The organism is Magnetovibrio sp. PR-2, assembly GCF_036689815.1.
Lineage (GTDB): Bacteria > Pseudomonadota > Alphaproteobacteria > Rhodospirillales > Magnetovibrionaceae > Magnetovibrio.
Map to the genome: position 1 here is coordinate 288,662 of NZ_JBAHUR010000005.1, position 19,133 is coordinate 307,794.

A 19,133-nucleotide genomic window follows, 5' to 3' on the forward strand; every position below is an offset into this window, starting at 1 on the left:
CCATCAAAAAGCCCGGAGGTTTGCTCCGGGCTTTTTCCGTTTTGAGAGTGTCATTCCGATCCGTCTGCAGAGCGGCACACCCAGCGTGATCAAGAATTTTCCTCGCAGTGTGCCTTTGGCTGTTTTCACTTCACGCGCGAACATTTCTTGAGCCCAGGCCATGGCGAAACTGTGGTGGACGAACCGCGTAAGAAGGACAGATTTTTTCATTGCACAGGCCAACGGCTTGGCCCAAGCATGATAGCCGATCATCACATATGGATCGCACTGGGCCAAATGCAGACCAAAGCGTTGGTCCGCAGCATAGATCTCGTACGGTAATAAGCCTTGGCGGAACAGTTCCGTGCAGATGACTTTGCCTGAATTTGGTCCTGCACTACCATCATTCGTATTGGCTTTTCCTCTCGATCGCTGCTTTAGGTTTCCTGCTGCAGTGATGACACTGCCTTTGGCTGTTTTGTCTGTGCCGGTATAGCCTTTGGAGTTGTCTGTTGACCAACTGCCGGAATAATCATGCGTCGTGCCAATGCCATCATTTTGCCAATCATCAGGACCTCTATTCGATGTCGACGGTTTGGACGGGGCTTTGCGTTGCGCATTTTTGGAAACTTGCTGTTGTGTCACAGCTGCAGCTCCAAGCGTAATCGGTGTATTCGTAATTGGTGCATCATCATTTCTGAAACTTTGTTTTGGGGCGTCAAGAAAAGCGTTCTTCGCCGCTTGGGATTGCCCCAATGGTTCATCAGGCGTACCTAAAACCGATTGTTGAGTAAGGGAGGCTTTTGCTGTTGTCACAGCACCCACACCTTCTTCTTCGCGCATGGCTTGCTCCGTACGCTTTGCCTGTTCTTTGGCTTCCTGTTTTGCCATAGCCGCGCGTTGCTTGTTTGCCGCGCGCTCTTCGCGTTCTATTTCCTGGTCAATGCTTTTTTGAACGCTGGCATAATTCGAAGTGGGAGCAGAAGCTTTTTGGGCCTGCATACCGCGAACGGTGGCATTGCGGCTGGGTTCTTCCAACGCCGTAGTCCGTGTCGGTGCGGCGGGGCTGTTGTCGCGGTAGGTGTTTCCAAAAAACGATTTCACGGCGGCTTGGGTGAAGCCGTATTGGGGATGGTGTTCATTGCGATACGCACCGCTTTTCATCATCTCGCGCGTGGTATCTTTGTCCATCATTAACCCAGCCAAGGATGCGGCATCTGCATCCGTTTTGACGGCGCGGTTGTCGTTTGTCCGAACGGATTGTAGACCGCTCACAGCAGCTTTCGTAGCACGCGCCGCGTTGGGCATGCTTGTACGTTCCGGTGCAGATGCCCACATGGCAGTCTCGGCCTTGGCGCGATCTCCGCCGTAATAGGACGTAAGCCCATCCAAAAGGGCTGCATCGGATGGGGAACTAAAGTTGGTTGATCCTGCCGACAAGAACGCACCATCTGGGATATTGGAAATGGTGACGCTGTCCATACCTTTAAAGTTGGTCGGCGTTTCCAAAGACAGTAAGTTTGGCTTGTCTTCATAAAGAACCTCGCCCGTTAAACCATCGATGACCTGCGTCGCCACACCTTTGCGCGCTTCAACAATGGCCGCTTCAAGTTCGGCTTTGGACATGGGGTTATCGACAGCTGTGTTTTCTTGCGAGGGGCCTGAGTAATTACGGGCATCGGCATAGCCATCAAACGCTTTTTGCCGTGCGCTTTCAGGTGTGCCGTTAGGTCGTGCAAGCTCTTGCATATAACGTGTGGATGCGATCACGGTTAAAGGCGTAAAGCCATTTTTGGCAATCTCGGACCTCAACCCGGCAAGCGCTGTATTGCTTTTCACTTCTTGGGTTGAGCGATAGAACACATCAGCTGCAAAAAGAGCTTTTTGATAATCAAAAGATGTAATCATGCCCGCCTTGCTCAAATCACGCAATTCACCTTGACGGCGCTCACGCATCAGTTTGGCATCTTGTGGTGAGCGTGTGACCTGTTGGTAGTTGCTTTCGTAGGACATTAATGTTGCGAGATTAAGAGGTTCTTCCGCCTTTAGTTCGTGTGTCTTCTTTCCAATTTCGACTTTTTCCCCGCCTAAATATTTCCCAAGTTTTCCTGCAGGGCCAAACTGGTTGACATTAGAGGCGACCATGACTTGGAATGCTTTTGAATCGATTAAGCTTCGAAAACCAGGGTCGTGTTTATAACGCGGATTTGACTGTGCCTGTTGAACGACGTTTGCGACACCGTCGACTAATATGCCGACTTGGCGATTGTCCAGGTTATCCACAAACGCTATGCCGTTTTGGCTTTTCAAATTCTCGTTCACTTTTGCGGCCAACTCACTTTCGACAAATGACGAATTGCCTTTTCGCCCCAGTTCTGTCGCCAATTTAGCGGCATCATTGCCTTTCAGCCCAACGGCCTCCACAAAGGCTTTTTGTGTATCGCGACTTTGTTCGGAAAAATCCGTCTGCATTTGTCCGACCGACAGGCCGCTGTTTTTTGTGCCCGCGTGGCTAAGCTTGTAAACGTCGTCGGGCTTGGCTTCGCTATTGCCGACGAAGGAGTTGATTTCATCTTTCGTGATGGAAAGGTCAGTCATGGTTAGATTTCCTGTCATAAAAAAAAGCCCTGCACGGGTTGTGCAGGGCAGTTAGGGTGAGGTTGTAGGTTATGGCCTACTATGGCTGGGTTTGGGGCTGGCGAGTTGTTACGCACGACTTAAAAGAAAATTCTGTTATTCACGGCTAAGCATTGTTGAGTACAATTCAGCAACGGCATAAGGAGCTAAAATTGTGAAACAAACACATTCTGTTAAAAATATGTTCGGTGCGGTGTTGTTGGCGTTATCCGTATGTATTCTCATCCCAAGTCAAGCAGCTGCAGAGTACTGTTGGGCAGTTGGGTGTGAAAACGACATTGGGTGGATCGCAATCAATAAAGGCCAAATCTATTCTAGTGGTGAGGGGACTCTCAACTGGGAATATCAATACGATCCCACGGGTAACGTTTTTAAGAAACAAGGTCTTCCCGACGTCAACTCAATCGCTATCACGCAACGCCATGGTACACCACTTTTGTTGCCGGAAGAAAAAGTGGAACTCAATTCTGTAACGCCCGAGGGATACAGAACAGAGAGGGATGGTGTTATTGATCGCGAAAAGAAAAAGTGGAAAGACAAGCCTTTTCCCCGCAATGGCTACGATTATGGTTTTCCCATGGCCGATGGAACAAAAGTTAAAATCCTTGGGTACGACTTTACGGACAAAGGACACCTCTTCGCCCTCGTCATCGTGGTGGAAGATGGTGGGCAATGAGGGCTTAATCGGCTCGACGTGATTCACAAAACACAAGTCCTGCATTCAGGCGCACGTGTGGTGGTCGTCAGGATATTACTTACCATAGCAACCCGCCCCAAGTCAAGCATTTATTCCTACATTCAGATTAACAGTCCTAACTCCCTGAAATTAAACAACTCCGTTTAATGAAACCATTGGGGTCGGAGTCAATTGATTTTGATAATTAGATCCGTCTTTTTCTTACCTTAGCTTGATAAGCCTTTGATTTGCGATCTCCGCCCCTCGGTTTTGGCTCTGCGCGTCGCTTGGCCTTTTTTGCGATCTCAGATTTGAATTGATCGTTGCCGAGGACCCAGCCTTTGTTGGTGTTGGTGCGAATATCGTCCAGGGTGGCGGCGGGAATGCGGTCTGTGAACAGGTTTTCATAGGCCTCTCGCCTTTTCGCTTTGCTGCGCCCAAGAGCGAGATAGCAGGGGTGGGCGGACAAAAGTGCGTTGTCGGCACCAAGGGCGTTGTGGGTGTAGCTCGACCACGGATAATTTTTAGGCTTGCGCACAATCTTGGCTCTGACGGGGTTGAGCTCGATGTAGCGGCTGACGGTTAGAAAGTATTCTTCGGTGTCCACCACGGTCGATTTGTAACGGCCTTCCCACAGGGTGCCCGTGCGCTGATAGGCTTGATTGACATAACGCACATAATAGCGCCCCAAGGACTGCATCAACTGGCTAATCCCGGTTTTTGTCGACGGAGTCAGAAGCAAGTGCACATGGTTGGTCATCAAAACATAAGCATGAATGGCGACTTGGTACTTCTCGCCGTACTCCTGCAGTTTTTCGAGATAGACAGCATAATCATCATCATGGAAGAAGATCGCCTGCCGATTGTTACCGCGCTGAATGATGTGCTGCGGAACGCCTGCAATATTGAACCGTGCCAGCCGAGCCATTGTGCTTTTCCCTTTTGTTACGTCTGATGAAAAGCAATCTTACTCTAAAAGTTGAGGTAAATCAATTTACTCTGACCCCATTGGTTCTCATTTACTCTGACCCCATTGGTTCTCTGACCCCATTGGTTCTTTAGGTTCGCCGTTTATTGGTTAAAATCACTGGAATTGGTCGTATCTATTGGCATGAGAATACCCTTTAAGAAAAATTATCGTTTTGAAGAAAAAAGGCAGTTCGGCTGTTTCGCATACAAGCCGTTTGGACCGAGTTGATTGATGCTCAAGAAGTGTCTCAACGGCAAGCCAGATACACGTGCTGCGACAATGACGTACCGATCATCTGCTTTCATGACCGCACTTTCAGCATAAGGCAACTGAGGGTTTGCAGGAGGGTAAGAGAATGCATCCGATGGCAAAAAACGAAACGCCAATACCTTTTTACAGCTGCTGGCATTTACAATGCGAAAACGTCCATCCCCAGATGGTGGGTACATTTCCTTGTCCCCTTTGTTCCCATAACCATCAATGTAATAATGAGGATGACCACCTTGATGATAGAACACCACTTCACCATCATTTAAGATCCCATGTGGTAATTCATATACTTTAAAATGATGCGTTCCGTAAGTAGGGCTGGCAGCACCCGGCGTTACGATTTTACTTTTATGCGGAAAAAAATCGGGGCAGTTTTTATGCCACTCGGAAAATGCAGTATCGCCGTAACTGTTGGCGCGAATATTCGGCTCGATGATCTCTACATCAACCCAATTTTGAATCTTTTTAAACACATCCGAGCAATAGGGGGCTTGATCTGCACCCGGCTTCAGCTCCCAGTCTAAGGTTGTCAGAATGTGCTTGAGGATCGGTTCTTTGCGAGCTTCTGGAACAAATGTCTTTTCCCATTCTGTCAGGCTAGAAATGTCCACAGACGAATAGTCATGCTTATACTCAAGCCCCTGCGGTGCGATAGGATCCGTCAGCAGTTCATCCGCGACAGCCGATGGGATGTGCAATAACAACAAGCTGATCAAAGTTAGAAAAATCAATGCCCTGTCAGCATCTGCATTCTTCAATCCCGAAACATTCATTGAAAATCACCAAACCATTTCATCGTATTTTGAGTTTCACACAACGATGCACAACCTATAATCGCCACCGCCTCGGGTCAACGCCATTTTAATTGTACTATGTTTTGATTGTTCAGGTATCCTCTAGAACCACTGGGGTCAGGAACCACTGGGGTCAGAGTAAATCGATTTTCGAGAATAAAATGATTATTGTGTTGTAGCCAGGACATGGTGTGCAAGGCCTAAAGCCTAAAGACGAAGAGTTCCCCCATCAAAAAGCCCGAAGGTTTGCTCCGGGCTTTTTCATTTCCGTGCGGGGAGGAGGCCTACAAATCCTCCGCCACTTCCCGCAATTTGAACTTCTGAATTTTCCCCGTAGACGTTTTCGGCAGTTCCGTGAAGACTACGTTTCTCGGGCACTTATAGTGTGCCAAGTGGTCGCGGCAGTATTGGATGATTTCCGCTTCGGTGACTTTGCCTTCGAACTCCGGTTTGATTTCCAAGAACGCACACGGCGTTTCGCCCCATTTGTCGTCGGACTTGGCGACCACGGCGGCGGCGAACACGGCTTCGTGGCCGTTGAGGGTGTCTTCCACCTCAATAGAGGAAATGTTTTCACCGCCCGAGATGATGATGTCTTTGGAGCGGTCTTTCAGCTTGATGTAGTCGTCCGGCTGCATCACGCCCAAGTCGCCTGAGTGGAACCAGCCGCCGCGAAACGCATCGTTCGTGGCGTCCGGGTTTTTCAAGTACCCTTTCATGACGATGTTGCCTTTGAACATGGTTTCGCCCATGGTCTCGCCGTCGTTGGGCACGTTCTCCATGGTTTCGGGGTTGATGATCTGCAAGTCTTGCAAAACATGATAAGGGACACCTTGGCGGCCTTTTTTCAGGGTTTGCTGTTCGATGCTGAGCTCATCCCATTCCGGGTGCCACGCACACATGACCGCCGGGCCGTAGGTTTCTGTGAGGCCATAGACGTGGGTCACGTTAAACCCAGCCTTTTGCATGTTTTCCAGCGTGCTGGCAGGCGGCGGAGCGGCGGCGACCATGACTTCGACTTTGTGGTCAAACGGTTTGATCTCAGCCTCGGTCGCGTTGATGACGAAGTTCAGCACAATGGGCGCACCACAGAAGTGCGTGGCTTTTTCGTCGGCGATGGCGGCATAGATGTTGGCGGCATTGATGCGGCGCAAGCATAGGCTGGTGCCCGCATTGGCGGCCAAGGTCCAGGGGAAACACCAGCCGTTGCAGTGAAACATGGGCAGGGTCCAGAGATACCTGGGATGATGGCCCATGTTCCAGCCGATCACATTGGACAGCGCGTTGAGATATGCCCCCCGGTGGTGATAGACCACGCCCTTGGGGTTGCCTGTGGTGCCGGAGGTGTAGTTCAGCGCAATGGCGTCCCACTCATCATCGGGCAGGGCCCAAGGATAGTCTTCGTCGCCTTCGTCCAAAAAGGCTTCGTAATCTTTCTCCCCCAGCTTCGGGCCGCGCGCGTCGCATTGTTCGTCATCCACATCAATCACGGTGATGTCGTCGCGCCCGATTTTGCTCAGGGCCTCGCTCACCATGTCGGAAAACTCCGTATCGGTGATGAGGAACTTCGCTTCGCCGTGGTTGAGGATGAACGCGATGTTGTCGGCATCCAGACGGTAATTCAGCGCATTCAAGATCGCACCCGTGACAGGCACGCCGAAGTGGCATTCATACATCTCCGGCGTGTTGGACAGCATGGCCGCGACCGTGTCGCCCTTTTTGACACCCCGTTTGGTCAGGGCGGAGGCCAATTTTTTGGCGCGGGTAAAGGTCTCTTTCCATGTGTAGCGGCGATTGCCATGAACCACGCTTTCTTTGTCCGGATACGTGCGGGCCGAGCGCTCAATAAAGCTCAGCGGGCTAAGTGATTGAAAGTTCGCAGCGTTTTTATCCAGATGTTGTTCGTAGATGCTCATGGGCTTCCTCTCCCTGGGGTATTAAGTCCTGTTGGCGGTAGTCTGCCACATTGCTGCGTTGCAAAAAATACTCTTTTGTCGCAATATCCGCTCAGGGAGTTCGCCGGGCCTACCGTGGGGGTAAGGGCCGGGCAGCTAAGAAGACCTTCTGCCGCACACAGCCTCGGTTTAGAGGACCTCCTCAGGCAGAACAGAGGGAGACAAAAATTGGCCAATAAATACGAAGAAGCGCATGCGCGCTCTCTGTCCGACCCCAATGGATTTTGGGGCGATCTTGCCCAGGATATCGACTGGGTGAAACCCTGGGACAAAGTCCTGGATGATAGCAATCCTCCATTTTATCGCTGGTTCCAAGGTGCTGAGTGCAATACCTGCTACAACGCCGTGGACCGTCATGTGGAAAATGGCCGTGGCGACCAGCCCGCCATTATCTACGACAGCCCCATGACCGGCGGCACCAAGCGCACCATCACCTACAAAGAACTGCAAGACCAAGTGTCGCGCTTTGCCGGTGTTTTGCGTGCCAACGGTGTGGAAAAGGGTGATCGCGTCATTGTCTATATGCCGATGATCGCCGAAGCGCCCATCGCCATGCTCGCCATTGCGCGTTTGGGTGCTGTGCACTCGGTCGTGTTCGGCGGTTTTGCGTCTGCAGAGCTGGCCACTCGTATCGATGACGCCAAGCCCAAAGCCATCGTCGCCGCTTCGTGCGGTTTGGAGCCGGGGCGCACCATCGAATACAAACCGATGCTGGACAAAGCGGTTGAGCTGTCCACGCACAAGCCGGAAAAAATCGTTATCTGGCAACGGCCCGAAGCCGAAGCCGACTTGTCCGGTGAACGCGACGTGGATTGGGCTGCAGAAATCGAAACGGCTGAGCCCACAGAATGCGTCACCGTTGCTGCGACCGATCCGCTGTACATTTTGTATACGTCGGGCACCACGGGTGTTCCGAAAGGCATCTTGCGCGACAACGGCGGTCACATGGTGGCGTTGAACTACACCATGAAAGCCGTTTATGACGTCGAGCCCGGGGACGTGTACTGGGCCGCATCCGACGTGGGTTGGGTTGTGGGTCACAGCTACATCGTGTACGGCCCGCTGCTGCACGGTTGCACCACGCTGATTTATGAAGGCAAGCCCGTTGGCACGCCGGACGCCGGTGCGTTCTGGCGCGTTATTGCGGACCACAAAGTCAAAGTGCTGTTCACGGCACCCACGGCGCTGCGCGCCATCAAGCGTGACGACCCGGAAGCCAAGCTCATGGCGAACTATGACATGAGCTCGCTAAAGGCGCTGTATCTGGCGGGTGAGCGCACTGACCCCGATACGCTGGAATGGTCGCAAAAAATCCTCGGCACGCCTGTGGTGGATCACTGGTGGCAAACCGAAACGGGCTGGTCCATTGCGGCCAACTGTTTGGGTCTGCATGAATTCCCGACCAAACCGGGCTCGCCCACCAAAGCGGCACCGGGTTGGGACGTTCAGGTTCTGGCCGACGACGGCCACCCGGTCGAAGCCGGCAAAATCGGCTCAATCTGCTGCAAACTGCCGCTGCCACCGGGCACGCTGCCCAGCTTATGGCAAGCCGATGCGCGTTACCAAGAAGCCTATCTGGACGAGTTCCCGGGCTACTACAAAACGGGTGACGCGGGGTATATCGACGAAGACGGTTATGTCTACGTCATGGCGCGCACCGATGACATCATCAACGTCGCTGGACACCGTTTGTCCACGGGTGCCATGGAAGAAGTCTTGGCCGCCCACCCCGACGTCGCCGAATGTGCCGTCATGGGTGTCGCTGATCAGCTGAAAGGCCAAATGCCGCTGGGTATGTTGGTGTTGAAAGCTGGCGTTGACCGTGACGAAGCCGACATCGTTAAAGAGGTGGTGAAAATGGTCCGCGATCAAATCGGTCCGGTTGCCGCGTTTAAAATGGCCACCGTGGTCGATCGTCTGCCGAAAACGCGCTCGGGTAAAATCCTGCGCGGCACCATGCAGAAAATCGCGGACAACGAAGAGTATAAAATGCCCGCGACCATCGACGATCCCGCCATCTTGGACGAGATCGAAGAGGCACTGGAAGGCATCGGCTACGCCAAAGCCCGCAGCTAAGTCTCGAAGACACACAAACTAAAAGGCCGGAAGAGCAATCTTCCGGCCTTTTGGTTTTTCTAATTTAGAATAATGCGAAAAAAATCGTGATATAGTCTGGATATATGTCTTTCAACTCTTTAGAGTGCTTCTAGCAATGGGGCTGTTACGCTGGGCAATCCACGGGCGAAGTATGTCGACCAAACCCAAATCTGATAAAGAGCTTTTGCGGGAATTTGCGCACGAAATCCGCAATCCGCTGAACGCCTTGATGGGATATTCCCACATGATTCAGGGCGAAGATGGCGTTACGCCGTCGAAGGGCGATATCAACGATTATGCCGGGCGCATCAACTCGGCCACCAAACGGTTGCTGGAAGTTTGCGAGCGCGTGTTGGATGAATCAATCCAAGGCCGTTCGATCGTGAATAAACAAGATGTGGACTTCCACGAATTCTGCCCAGAAATCGTTCGCACCTTCGAGGCCGAGGCCGATGAGAAGGGGGTGAAGCTCTCCTACGAAATCGATGAAAACTTCCCTCTCATGCACACGGATCCAGTGGTGCTGTATGAAATCATGTCGAACTTGATCGGCAATGCCATCAAGTTCACACCTAAAGGCGGCCTAGTCCGGGTGAAGGGCGAAGTCAGCCAGAAAAACGAAGCCTTGATTTTGGTGGTGCAAGACACGGGCAAAGGCATTCCGTCCACGATCTTGCGCTCCATTATGAAGGGCGATGGCCCGACCACCACCTTTGCCCATTCCAACCGACGCGGTTGGGGGCAGGGCATGCAGACCATTTTGGAAAAGGCTGAGCTGTTGGGCGGCACTTTGCAGATCGAAAGCGCGCTCAGTGGTGGTACGGTCGCAGCCGTGCGACTGCCCGTGGAAGACAGCGTCAAAACGGCTTAAACGCCGACTTTTTCCAAATTGTCATCTTAATCAAAAGATTATTATGTCGTGAGTGGTGGTTGTTTTGAAATGATCCGGGGCGAAGGCGGCGTGAAACCGTCCTCCGACCAGATCGATGATTATGCCGGACATATTGGGAACGCATCACAAGTGATGCTGCAGATCTGTGAGCGTGTGTTGGACGAATCGATTCAAGGTCATCCGATTTTGAAAAAGCAGGACGTGGACTTTCACATGTTCTGCCCCGAAATCGTGCAGACCTTCGAAGCCGAGGCAAGATGCAGCGGTGTGGATTTGTCCTACGTCATTGAGGACGGATTTCCGGTTCTGTACACCGATCCGGTGGTGCTGTTCGAAATCATGTCGAACCTGATCGGCAATGCGTTGAAATTCACACCGAAGGGCGGGCGGCTCGTTACAGATCGAAAATGGGCACAACAACGGCACCATAGCGACGATCTTGTTGCCGATGAAGGAATGCTTGAGGGCTGCGTGATTGCTCAGTCCAGGGGTGTTTCGGGCCACTTCGACGGATCGACACAGGCGCGATACGCGTGCCAGCTGGCGTAAGCGATCAAGGGCAGAGTGATGGCGAGCCCGATATAGGCCGTGACCAGTCCTGCGCCAATGAACATCACGATCAAGCACGCCCAAGTGATCATAGCGCCCTTGTTTTTCATCACCACCAAGAAGCTCACCAACGATGCGGTGAAGATATCGACCTTGCGGTCCAACATCATGGGCAGCGCAACGGCGCCGAAGATAAAGGCGATGGCGGCTAGAAGTGCGCCTAAGAACGTGCCGACGATTAAGAAGATAATGCCTTCAGGCGTGAACAGCACGGTGTTGATGATGGTTTCCAGATTCATTCCGATGTAGGGAAACGACAGCACAAACGACAGAACGGCGATGCGGCTCCAGGCCATGGCGAAAATCATGAACACCAAGCCTGCCGTCATAATGTGATAGCGGTTGTTTTTCCACGCCATGAAACAGCGAAAGGGTCGGGGGGTGCGCCCGCGTTCAATCCGGCGCGAGACATTGTACATGCCAATCGCCAACACCGGCCCGCCTAAGATAAATCCGGCGGTAAGTGGATAGATCAGATAATCCATCTCCATCATATGCAGATCGATCACCAAAAAGATGCCGACGACGGTGTAAACCAGACCGTAAATGATGGACAGGCGTGGCGCATGGACAAAATCCGCCCAACCTTTGCCCAGCCAGACAAAGGGTTGTTCGATGGACACATCGTTGATGTAATCGGAAACCGGACGCGGTTTCGGCGGTTCTTCAGAAGCCGTGTTGGACACTTCGTTCAAGATTCCCTCCCAGTGATCTATCACGATTTTTTTAAGGCTACTGTCCAAGGCGCAGCTTGGCAATGTTTCAATCGTGTTTTTGAAAAAAGCCGCACCGGACTTCGGTCCGATGCGGCTTTCGGGGAAAGGCCCACCTGGGTCTATGTACAGTGGGGCCTTTACGCCAGCGGCTCCGGGTCCGAACCGCCGATGGTCCACATTACGATTTTGGCGCGCACGGTTCTGTAGCCAAAGGCACACAAAAAAAGAGAGCCTGAAAAAGTTCAGGCTCTCTTGATAACAGTCGGTGAAGCGGGGGCTTACTCCTCGCTTTTGTCTTCGTCCGTGCTGGCGGGGCCAAACACACTTTCGACCGTGTGTTGGGGTTCCGGTTCGGCTGCGGGGCCGGGGGCCATGGTCGGCAGTGCGGGTTCGGCCAAGGGTTCCGGTTCGATCTCAACTGGGGTCGGAGCCACGTGCGTCGTGCCGGCTTTGGCGCGGGCAATGGCCACGGCTTTTTCCAAGTCGGCTTCACTGGTCAAACCCAATCCCACCGGGCTTTGCGGTTTGATGTTGGCGATGTTCCAGTGGCTGCGTTCTTTGACCGATTTGATGGTCGGCTTGGTGGTGCCGATCAAACGACCGATCTGACCGTCGGTGAGCTCCGGGTGGTGTTTGAGCAACCAGGCAATGGCGTCCGGGCGGTCTTGGCGTTTGGACACCGGGGTGTAGCGAGCCCCTTTGCCGCGCGCTTTGGGCGTGGGCAGGGTGGCTTTGGCCATTTTCAACTGGGCCAAGGGATCGGCTTGGCAGCGATCGATCTCTTCTTGGGTCAGTTCGCCCGTGGTGAGCGGGTTGGCACCTTGCATACCCACCGCGACTTCACCATCGGCGATGGCTTGGATTTCCAGCTCGTGCAAACCGACAAATTCAGCGATTTGATCGAACGAGAGTGCAGTGTTTTCAACCAACCAAACGGCGGTGGCTTTCGGCATCAACGGCTTTGCCATCTTGATATTCCTTATACGAAAAACGGAACAACCCCCTTTGCGGGGGTTGTGATGGGCTTTATTTATCCCAAAATGCGCGCCGGGTAAACCATTTACGCAAGATTATTTCACGTTGGTTTGCGGGTTCAATCAACCGTGAGAACGATTTTTCCAATGTGCTGGCTGCTTTCCATCAATTTGTGGGCGTCTGCGGCCTGGGCTAAGGGGAAGGTCTTGTAAACCATGGGCTTAATTGCCCCGGTTTTGAGCAAAGGCCAGACGGTTTGTTTGAGGTTTTCGGCGATGGCGGCCTTGAACGCCGGGTCGCGTGCCCGCAGGGTCGAGCCCGTCAGGGTCAGGCGTTTCAACATCACCGCCATCAAATCGATTTCGACCTTGGAGCCTTGCAAGAACGCAATGTTGACCAAGCGCCCGTCCGGGGCCAAGGATTTAATGTTGCGGCTGACATAATCACCCCCGACCATGTCCAAGATCACGTTCACACCTTTGCCGCCGCCAAATGCGCGCGCGGCACCGACCCAGTCTTCATCACGGTAGTTCACGGCCTTCTCTGCGCCTAAATCCAGACACGCCTGGCATTTTTCAGCGCTGCCAGCGGTGGCGATCACGCGCACGCCCAATTGACTGGCCATTTGGATGGCGGTGGTGCCGATGCCGCTGGTGCCGCCTTGCATCAGCAAGCTTTCGCCTGCTTTGAGGCCAGCCCTGTCGAACAGGTTGCTCCACACCGTGAAATAGGTTTCGGGCAGGGAGGCGGCTTCAATAAGGCTCAAGCCATCCGGGATGGGCAGGCAAGAGCCTTCATAAGCGGTGGCATATTCGGCGTAGCCGCCACCGGACAGTAGCGCGGTGACAAGGTCGCCCAGCTTCAAACTTTCAACACCTCCGCCCACAGCCACGATTTCACCTGCGGCTTCCAGGCCCAAAATATCGCTGGCGCCCGGCGGAGCAGGATAGAGGCCATCGCGTTGCAAAACGTCTGGGCGGTTGATGCCGGCGGCGGCGATTTTGATCAGAACTTGCCCCGCGCCGACTTCGGGCAGGGGGCGTTCAGCGGGGTGGAGCGTGTCGGCTCCACGGCCATCGGTCATCTCGATACAGTGCATGGATGTGGGCAGGGCTTGGCTCATGTGTCTCGTCACCTTTTCGACGTCTTCCAGGGAGGTGTTTTGCCTAGTATGATCATCGCAAACCAGAACACAAGCCGGAGCTTTAAAGAATGGATACAGATGATTTGGAACCCCTGACACCCAAAGGCGGAAAAAAAGATTTGGACGAAATGTCCATCGAAGCCTTGGGGGAATATATTGATGACTTGAAAGCCGAAATCGCGCGGGTTGAGGCTGCGATTGAATCGAAAAAGGCAGCCCGTGCCGGAGCGGATGCGTTTTTTAAGACGTGAGGCGCAACTTTATAGTTAAGGAATTGTTAGGCCGTTCTTGTTAGGGTAGCAAGGTCAGGTTGACTTCTCACTTCCCTGACGCCTCCCTGTTAGACTCGCGCCGCCAGCATATGAGGCGGCGCCTTTTTTGTGTCTTTCGATTTGATAAAGCACAAAAAGAAAGGGCGGCCGGAAGACCGCCCTTTCCAAAGATCTTTCGATCGAAATTTACTTCAACTTAGAAGCCAACTTCGATACCCGTGATCAGGCCGGTGCCGTCGACAGCGGTCGTTGCTGCGGTCGTGCCTTCCGGATCCGTTTCAACGTCGAAGTAGGTCGCCGTCAAAGCAACACCAGCGCCCAGATCGTAGGTCGCTGCCAATACCCAAGAGGTGTCTTCGTTGTCGCCAGCCGTAGCCGTTGTACCTTTGTTTTCAGCGTTCATGTACGTCGCGGACAAGCTGTACGGACCGGTTGCGTAGGCAACGCCCAGTTCCCAAGCTTTGCCATCGTCGGAATCGGTGTTCACACCAGAAACCGGCTTGCCTTCGAAGTCCATGTAGGAACCGCCAATGGTGAAGCCTGCAACGCCGACGCTCACGCCCAGACCGGTTTGGTCAGCAAGTGCGCTGACACGACCGTGGGTCAAAGCAGCGTCAACGGTCACACCGTCGAAGTCACCAGCGTAAGCGAGACCGAAGGAGTAGCCGTCTATCAGGTTGGAGGTGATCAGCTGACCAGATTCACCAGCGCCGGAGCCTTCAGCTGCGGACCAGGAAGCACCAACGGTGACGCCAGCAAAGCTCGGAGAGATGTAAACGGCTTTGATGGTGTCGTCATCCCAACCACCTGCGATGTCACCAGCGGTCATTGCGATTGCCGTGGAGCTTGCACCGGCGGTACGAGATGCACCAACCCAGTTCAAGACGTCGCCGAAGTCGTGGTTGCCAGCGTTCGGTGCGCGAACGGCTAAATCGTCAGCAGCGTGCGGACGTGCGCCTAAGGACAAAGCACCCATAGCGTCGGAGCTGACGGTCAAGTAAGACTGGTCCATGTTACGCGTACCGACAGCGTTCGCTTCCAGTTGCATCGTAGCGGCAACTTTTAAGCCGTTGTCCAGGGTCGTGGAACCGGTGAAGTAAACTTCGCTGTTGCCTTGTTGGCCCAGGCCGGTGTCGCGGTTGACAACGTCGTTCGTGGCAACGGTAGCAGCTTCGTCAGAGTTGCTGAAGCCAACGTACTGGCGCATGAAGCCGCCCAGTTCGAGTTTGATTTTGTCAGCTGCGAAAGCTTCGGTGGACAAGGTGCCCAGGGCGATGACTGCCGTAGTGCCGAGAAGGATCTTTTTCATGTTCGTTCCTTTTAATTTATCCCCAACCAAATGGGATATCAGTGTGGGTGGATGCCCAAATCCACCACATTCTCACCACCCAACACATCGCAACGAGGTATTGGGTGAAACTAATCTATATGAAGAGAATTATGGAGCCAAAGACCTTAACGAAACTTTATTGCGAGCTTTTTGCAAGTGTTACTGCGTTGCAACATTTCGGCTAGTCCTCTGTAACAAAACGCATAATAGTCTATTAAACATACAATTTTCGTTATTTAGCGTCTGTTATTTTGTTGCTCAAATTACGTACCAGATGTGCGAATCAAAACCATGGAGTGCTGTTTGAAGGGTGAAAATTGCGTCCAAAAACGGGAATACTAGGTTTTGTGCGGATTTCAGGACTTGACCGCGCACAACATCGTGATAAAGTCCTGCGCAACAAAATTGAAGGCGAGTTTAACAGGGCTCGATCTACCGTTTGAAGGACTGCCGCAAGGTGGTCCTTTTTGCGTTTTGGGGGACATTCCATCTGATTGCCACAAAAAAAGCGGCGCGTCGTTAGACGCGCCGCAATGGGGAGTAAGCCTGTAAATGGCTGACCCAGCCCCGCCCAGGCACGGGAGGGGCTGGTTGTGCAGCGGTTACGCTGCTTGTTGGTCGATGGCTTTGGTTTGGGAAACTTGACCAGAGATGGCGATTTTGCGCGGTTTGAGCGCTTCGGGAACTTCGCGTTCCAGTTCGACATGCAGCAAGCCGTTGTCCAGGCCTGCGCCGGCGACTTTAATATGGTCGGCCAGTTCGAAATGGCGTTGGAAGGCCCGCGTGGCGATGCCACGGTGGAGATATTCTTTCGGTTCGTCTTCGGACTGGGTGTGACCAGATACGCTGAGACGCCCGTTTTCCACGACAATATCCAAGTCCTCCAGGCTAAACCCGGCCACGGCCATGGTGATGCGATAGGCATCTTCGCCCAGAACTTCGATGTTGTAAGGGGGGTAAGCGGTGGCTTGTTCGTCAAGGCGCGACATGCTTTCAAGCTGGCGCTGCATGCGGTCAAAGCCGACGGCAAAACGGTTGAGGGGTGTCAAATCGACGGTACGCATAACGGTTCTCCTATGAGCAACTGTTGGTTTGAAAAGCTTCCCAATCCTTGGCGAAGCTTTGGTTCATGCTGGCAGCGCTGTATGGACCCGCTCGGCGGCATCCTGGGCTGCTGGCAATGAGTTAGGCAGCCCTTTTTCGCCGCGCAAGGGGGGCGTCTGAAAAAAAGCGGGAATTAGGCTTGAGGCTTCGCTGCCGGTTGAGCTGCTGGAGTGGCTGGCGGTTGTGTAGCCGCTTGAGCGGGGGCTTCTTGCGCAGGGGCGGGGGCTTGGCCGGGAAGCGGCTTGCCGCTGGCTGCGGTGTAGGCCTGTTCCAACTGCGAGCGTTCGGCTTCTGCTGCGGCTTGGACTTGGGCGATATCGATTTTATCGTCCCACACGCATTCTTGCAGATACGCCGGGCCGTCGATGCCTTTCAGATAGAACGGACCACGTTTGACAAAGCGCCAGCTGCCACCCTTGGCCATGCCATAAACCGTGTCAGAGACAAAAATCTGATCGGCTTTGGCTTTGTCGACGATGCGGGCCGCCATTTGCACCGTGACGCCATAAAGGTCTTTTTCTTCCATCACCACGCGTCCAGCGTTGATGCCGATTTTGACCTTCAAGGGGATGTCCGGGTTTTGCTGGTTGTGCATCTCGATCATCATTTGCATTTGCTGGGTTGCCAACAATGAATCGGTCACCTTTTCAAAGGACGCCATGATGCCGTCGCCAGTGTGTTTGATCTCCAAACCGCCGGTTTTCCCCAGAGCGTCGCGAACCACGCGGTTGTGTGCACGCACGACCTCTTGAGCAGCCAAGTTGCCTTTTTCGTGGGTCATCGCGGTCGAACCGACAATGTCGGTAAACATCACCACGACTTCTTTTTCCGGATCTTCCGGCTCTTTGGGCTTGTTCCATTCATGCAGTGAAGTGTTGAGCGCCTCAAGGGCGGTTTTGTCACCATCTAAGTGCTTGATCATGGTTTGGCGGCCAGACTGGAACATCTCCATATAGCGCGCGTCTTGCAGCAAATAATCTTCATAGCGTTTGGCGAAGGCTTGGGCATGTTCTTCTTTCAGCCCCATCACGCCTAAAGAGCTGGCCAGGATTTCGGCAATGCTATCGCCGTCCAAATTGCGCGCACCGCCCAGACTTTCCGCAGCGCCGGCCAAGAACAGGTTCACGCCGAAGCGGTTGTAGTTATCCAACTTCTTGCGCTCTGGAGGAAGTTTGCCGACGGCTTCACCAAAGAAGCCCATGAGGACGGCTTTTTGGGCTTCGGCTACCGGGGAAAGGTTGGAAAAATCAGCATCCTCGTCTTTTTCTTCAGCTTGTTCGTCGTCTTGAGCCTCTTCTTCTTCGTCTTCCTCGGCGTGCTTTTTCAAAAGCTCTTCGGCTTCTTTGCGCGATCGTTCTTCTTCGGCTTTTTGGCGCAGCGCTTCTTCTGCTTTCCTGCGGGCTTCTTCTGTCGCTTTCTTTTTGGCCTGCGCCTCTGCACGAGCGGCCTGTTCACGTTGATGGCGTTTTTCGGCCTTTTGGCGTTCGAATTTCAGTTTTGCTGGGTCGGGGGCGTCCAGCTGATCACCATGTAAAAACATAAAATAAGACGCAAGCATGCTGGCCAAAAACGTGATGATGGCCAGCGCAATCATGATGTGCACACGGGTGTCGCCATAGAGACGGATGCCGTTGAACTTTTTATAAGGCATGACGCCGTTGACCACGATCACCACAATTGCGGAGATGGTAATGGACAGCAAAATGATCAGCATCAGCTTCGTGAAGACGCCTAAGCCACTGCCTTGCTTTTTAGGCTTGCGCCCTGTGAAGGCTTCTTCACTGTCGCCGAAGTCAATATCGCTCATGCGATTGGCGTCGGCGCGGGCCATGTATTTTTGCGCAACGGCGGAACTTTTGGACTCTTGTGGAGCGGCTGAAGCTGGCGCAGCCCCTTGCGGGCCAGACTGTTGAGGGACGTGTTTGTAAACCACGTGCTCTTTGTGCAGGCCAGAGCGTTCGTCATAATTGTCACGAACGACCTTAATGCCGCTCAAACCTGGCATGGATTCGAGGGTTTTTGCCTCTTCGATGGCATCATCACGGGCGGCCGGTGGGAATTGCGCATGGATGCGCCATTTCCCGCCTTGCATCACCTGGACTTCGTAGCTGGTTGAATTCACCCGAAATTATCCTTCAGCTACGGCTCTTAGGGCCGCACCAATACAACATATTGGCCTGGATTCTGGCATTTCAGACCATTAAGTGTGCGATTCTAAACAAAAAATAGTTTCTGGGAAATGAAGACTTGAGTATTCAGCCCAGCTTTTTCAATTTGAGGCGGGCACGACGAAGGGGGCGCTGGTGACTGAACACCAGCGCCCCCTAAATCCGTTCAGGAGATCAAAAGACTTAACCCTTGAGGCCCAAGCCTTTGAAACGGTTGTTGAACTTGGCAAGCTGGCCGCCGCTATCAAGCAGGCGGTGCACGCCGGTCCAAGCCGGGTGGGTCTTCGGATCGATGTCGAGCTTCATGGTGTCGCCTTCTTTGCCCCACGTCGAGCGGGTGGTGAAGGTGGAACCATCAGTCATTTCGACTGTGATCTCGTGATAGTCAGGGTGAATGTCTTTTTGCATCATTCTGCTCCAAAATAAGAGCGCCTATATAACCACCTCTCCCCTGCGAAGCAAGGGGAAATGGCGGGTTGGATCAATTTTATTTCAATTATGTTTCCGCCTCTTAAGCCTTGCCGCGCCTGATTTTCGGGGCTAAG

General features: G+C 53.2%; 16 protein-coding genes. 5 read left to right on the top strand and 11 right to left on the bottom strand.

Going from position 1 to position 19,133, the window contains the following annotated elements:
• Nucleotides 1-3: 3 nt before the first annotated feature.
• Nucleotides 4-2,577, bottom strand: a complete 2,574-nt coding sequence (locus tag V5T82_RS08215; protein ID WP_332895133.1) for a hypothetical protein — start codon at nt 2,575-2,577, stop codon at nt 4-6.
• A 193-nt stretch (nt 2,578-2,770) separates the two neighbouring features.
• Here V5T82_RS08215 and V5T82_RS08220 point away from each other — a divergent pair, with 193 nt between their 5' ends.
• Complete coding sequence (locus tag V5T82_RS08220; RefSeq protein WP_332895134.1) at nt 2,771-3,292, top strand: hypothetical protein; 522 nt, start codon at nt 2,771-2,773, stop codon at nt 3,290-3,292.
• 205 nt (nt 3,293-3,497) lie between these two features.
• On the opposite strand, the gene V5T82_RS08225 is transcribed toward V5T82_RS08220, so the two are convergent.
• The 3 genes from V5T82_RS08225 to V5T82_RS08235 all read right to left on the bottom strand — a co-directional run bounded on the left by V5T82_RS08225 (nt 3,498) and on the right by V5T82_RS08235 (nt 7,242).
• The gene (locus V5T82_RS08225) at nt 3,498-4,220 is read right to left on the bottom strand and encodes a transposase (protein ID WP_332895135.1); all 723 of its coding nucleotides are present in this window, start codon (nt 4,218-4,220) and stop codon (nt 3,498-3,500) included.
• Between the two features lie 206 nt (nt 4,221-4,426).
• Nucleotides 4,427-5,305, bottom strand: a complete 879-nt coding sequence (locus tag V5T82_RS08230; protein ID WP_332895137.1) for a hypothetical protein — start codon at nt 5,303-5,305, stop codon at nt 4,427-4,429.
• Nucleotides 5,306-5,610: 305 nt separating this feature from the next.
• Nucleotides 5,611-7,242, bottom strand: a complete 1,632-nt coding sequence (locus tag V5T82_RS08235; protein WP_332895138.1) for an acyl-CoA synthetase — start codon at nt 7,240-7,242, stop codon at nt 5,611-5,613.
• A 207-nt stretch (nt 7,243-7,449) separates the two neighbouring features.
• On the opposite strand from V5T82_RS08235, the gene V5T82_RS08240 reads away from it, so the two are divergent.
• From V5T82_RS08240 to V5T82_RS08250, 3 genes are all read left to right on the top strand, one after another.
• Nucleotides 7,450-9,357, top strand: a complete 1,908-nt coding sequence (locus V5T82_RS08240; protein WP_332895139.1) for a propionyl-CoA synthetase — start codon at nt 7,450-7,452, stop codon at nt 9,355-9,357.
• Between the two features lie 172 nt (nt 9,358-9,529).
• Entirely contained in the window at nt 9,530-10,249 is a 720-nt protein-coding gene (locus tag V5T82_RS08245) for a sensor histidine kinase (protein ID WP_332895140.1), read from the top strand.
• Between the two features lie 48 nt (nt 10,250-10,297).
• Entirely contained in the window at nt 10,298-10,819 is a 522-nt protein-coding gene (locus tag V5T82_RS08250; RefSeq protein ID WP_332895141.1) for a sensor histidine kinase, read from the top strand.
• Here the strand turns inward: V5T82_RS08250 and V5T82_RS08255 are convergent.
• The 3 genes from V5T82_RS08255 to V5T82_RS08265 form a co-directional block, all read right to left on the bottom strand.
• A complete protein-coding gene (locus tag V5T82_RS08255) occupies nt 10,750-11,565 on the bottom strand; it encodes a DUF2189 domain-containing protein (RefSeq protein WP_332895192.1) in 816 nt (271 codons plus the stop codon). The two genes, V5T82_RS08250 and V5T82_RS08255, sit on opposite strands and share 70 nt — an antisense overlap.
• Before the next feature lie 308 nt (nt 11,566-11,873).
• On the bottom strand, nt 11,874-12,563 hold the full coding sequence (locus V5T82_RS08260) for a DUF1013 domain-containing protein (RefSeq protein WP_332895142.1): 690 nt from the start codon (nt 12,561-12,563) through the stop codon (nt 11,874-11,876).
• A gap of 125 nt (nt 12,564-12,688) precedes the next feature.
• Nucleotides 12,689-13,693 (bottom strand): NAD(P)H-quinone oxidoreductase, encoded by a 1,005-nt coding sequence (locus V5T82_RS08265; RefSeq protein WP_332895143.1) that lies wholly within the window; start codon nt 13,691-13,693, stop codon nt 12,689-12,691.
• Between the two features lie 89 nt (nt 13,694-13,782).
• On the opposite strand from V5T82_RS08265, the gene V5T82_RS08270 reads away from it, so the two are divergent.
• Nucleotides 13,783-13,965: a DUF1192 domain-containing protein gene (locus tag V5T82_RS08270; RefSeq protein WP_332895144.1), complete on the top strand. Its 183-nt coding sequence runs from the start codon at nt 13,783-13,785 to the stop codon at nt 13,963-13,965.
• Between the two features lie 217 nt (nt 13,966-14,182).
• Here the strand turns inward: V5T82_RS08270 and V5T82_RS08275 are convergent, their stop codons facing one another.
• From V5T82_RS08275 to rpmE, 4 genes are all read right to left on the bottom strand, one after another.
• Complete coding sequence (locus V5T82_RS08275; RefSeq protein WP_332895145.1) at nt 14,183-15,295, bottom strand: porin; 1,113 nt, start codon at nt 15,293-15,295, stop codon at nt 14,183-14,185.
• A gap of 623 nt (nt 15,296-15,918) precedes the next feature.
• On the bottom strand, nt 15,919-16,380 hold the full coding sequence (locus tag V5T82_RS08280; RefSeq protein ID WP_332895146.1) for an Hsp20 family protein: 462 nt from the start codon (nt 16,378-16,380) through the stop codon (nt 15,919-15,921).
• Nucleotides 16,381-16,553: 173 nt separating this feature from the next.
• Entirely contained in the window at nt 16,554-18,542 is a 1,989-nt protein-coding gene (locus V5T82_RS08285) for an adenylate/guanylate cyclase domain-containing protein (protein WP_332895147.1), read from the bottom strand.
• Nucleotides 18,543-18,771: 229 nt separating this feature from the next.
• Nucleotides 18,772-18,996 (bottom strand): 50S ribosomal protein L31, encoded by a 225-nt coding sequence (gene rpmE, locus V5T82_RS08290; RefSeq protein WP_332895193.1) that lies wholly within the window; start codon nt 18,994-18,996, stop codon nt 18,772-18,774.
• Nucleotides 18,997-19,133: the final 137 nt, after the last annotated feature.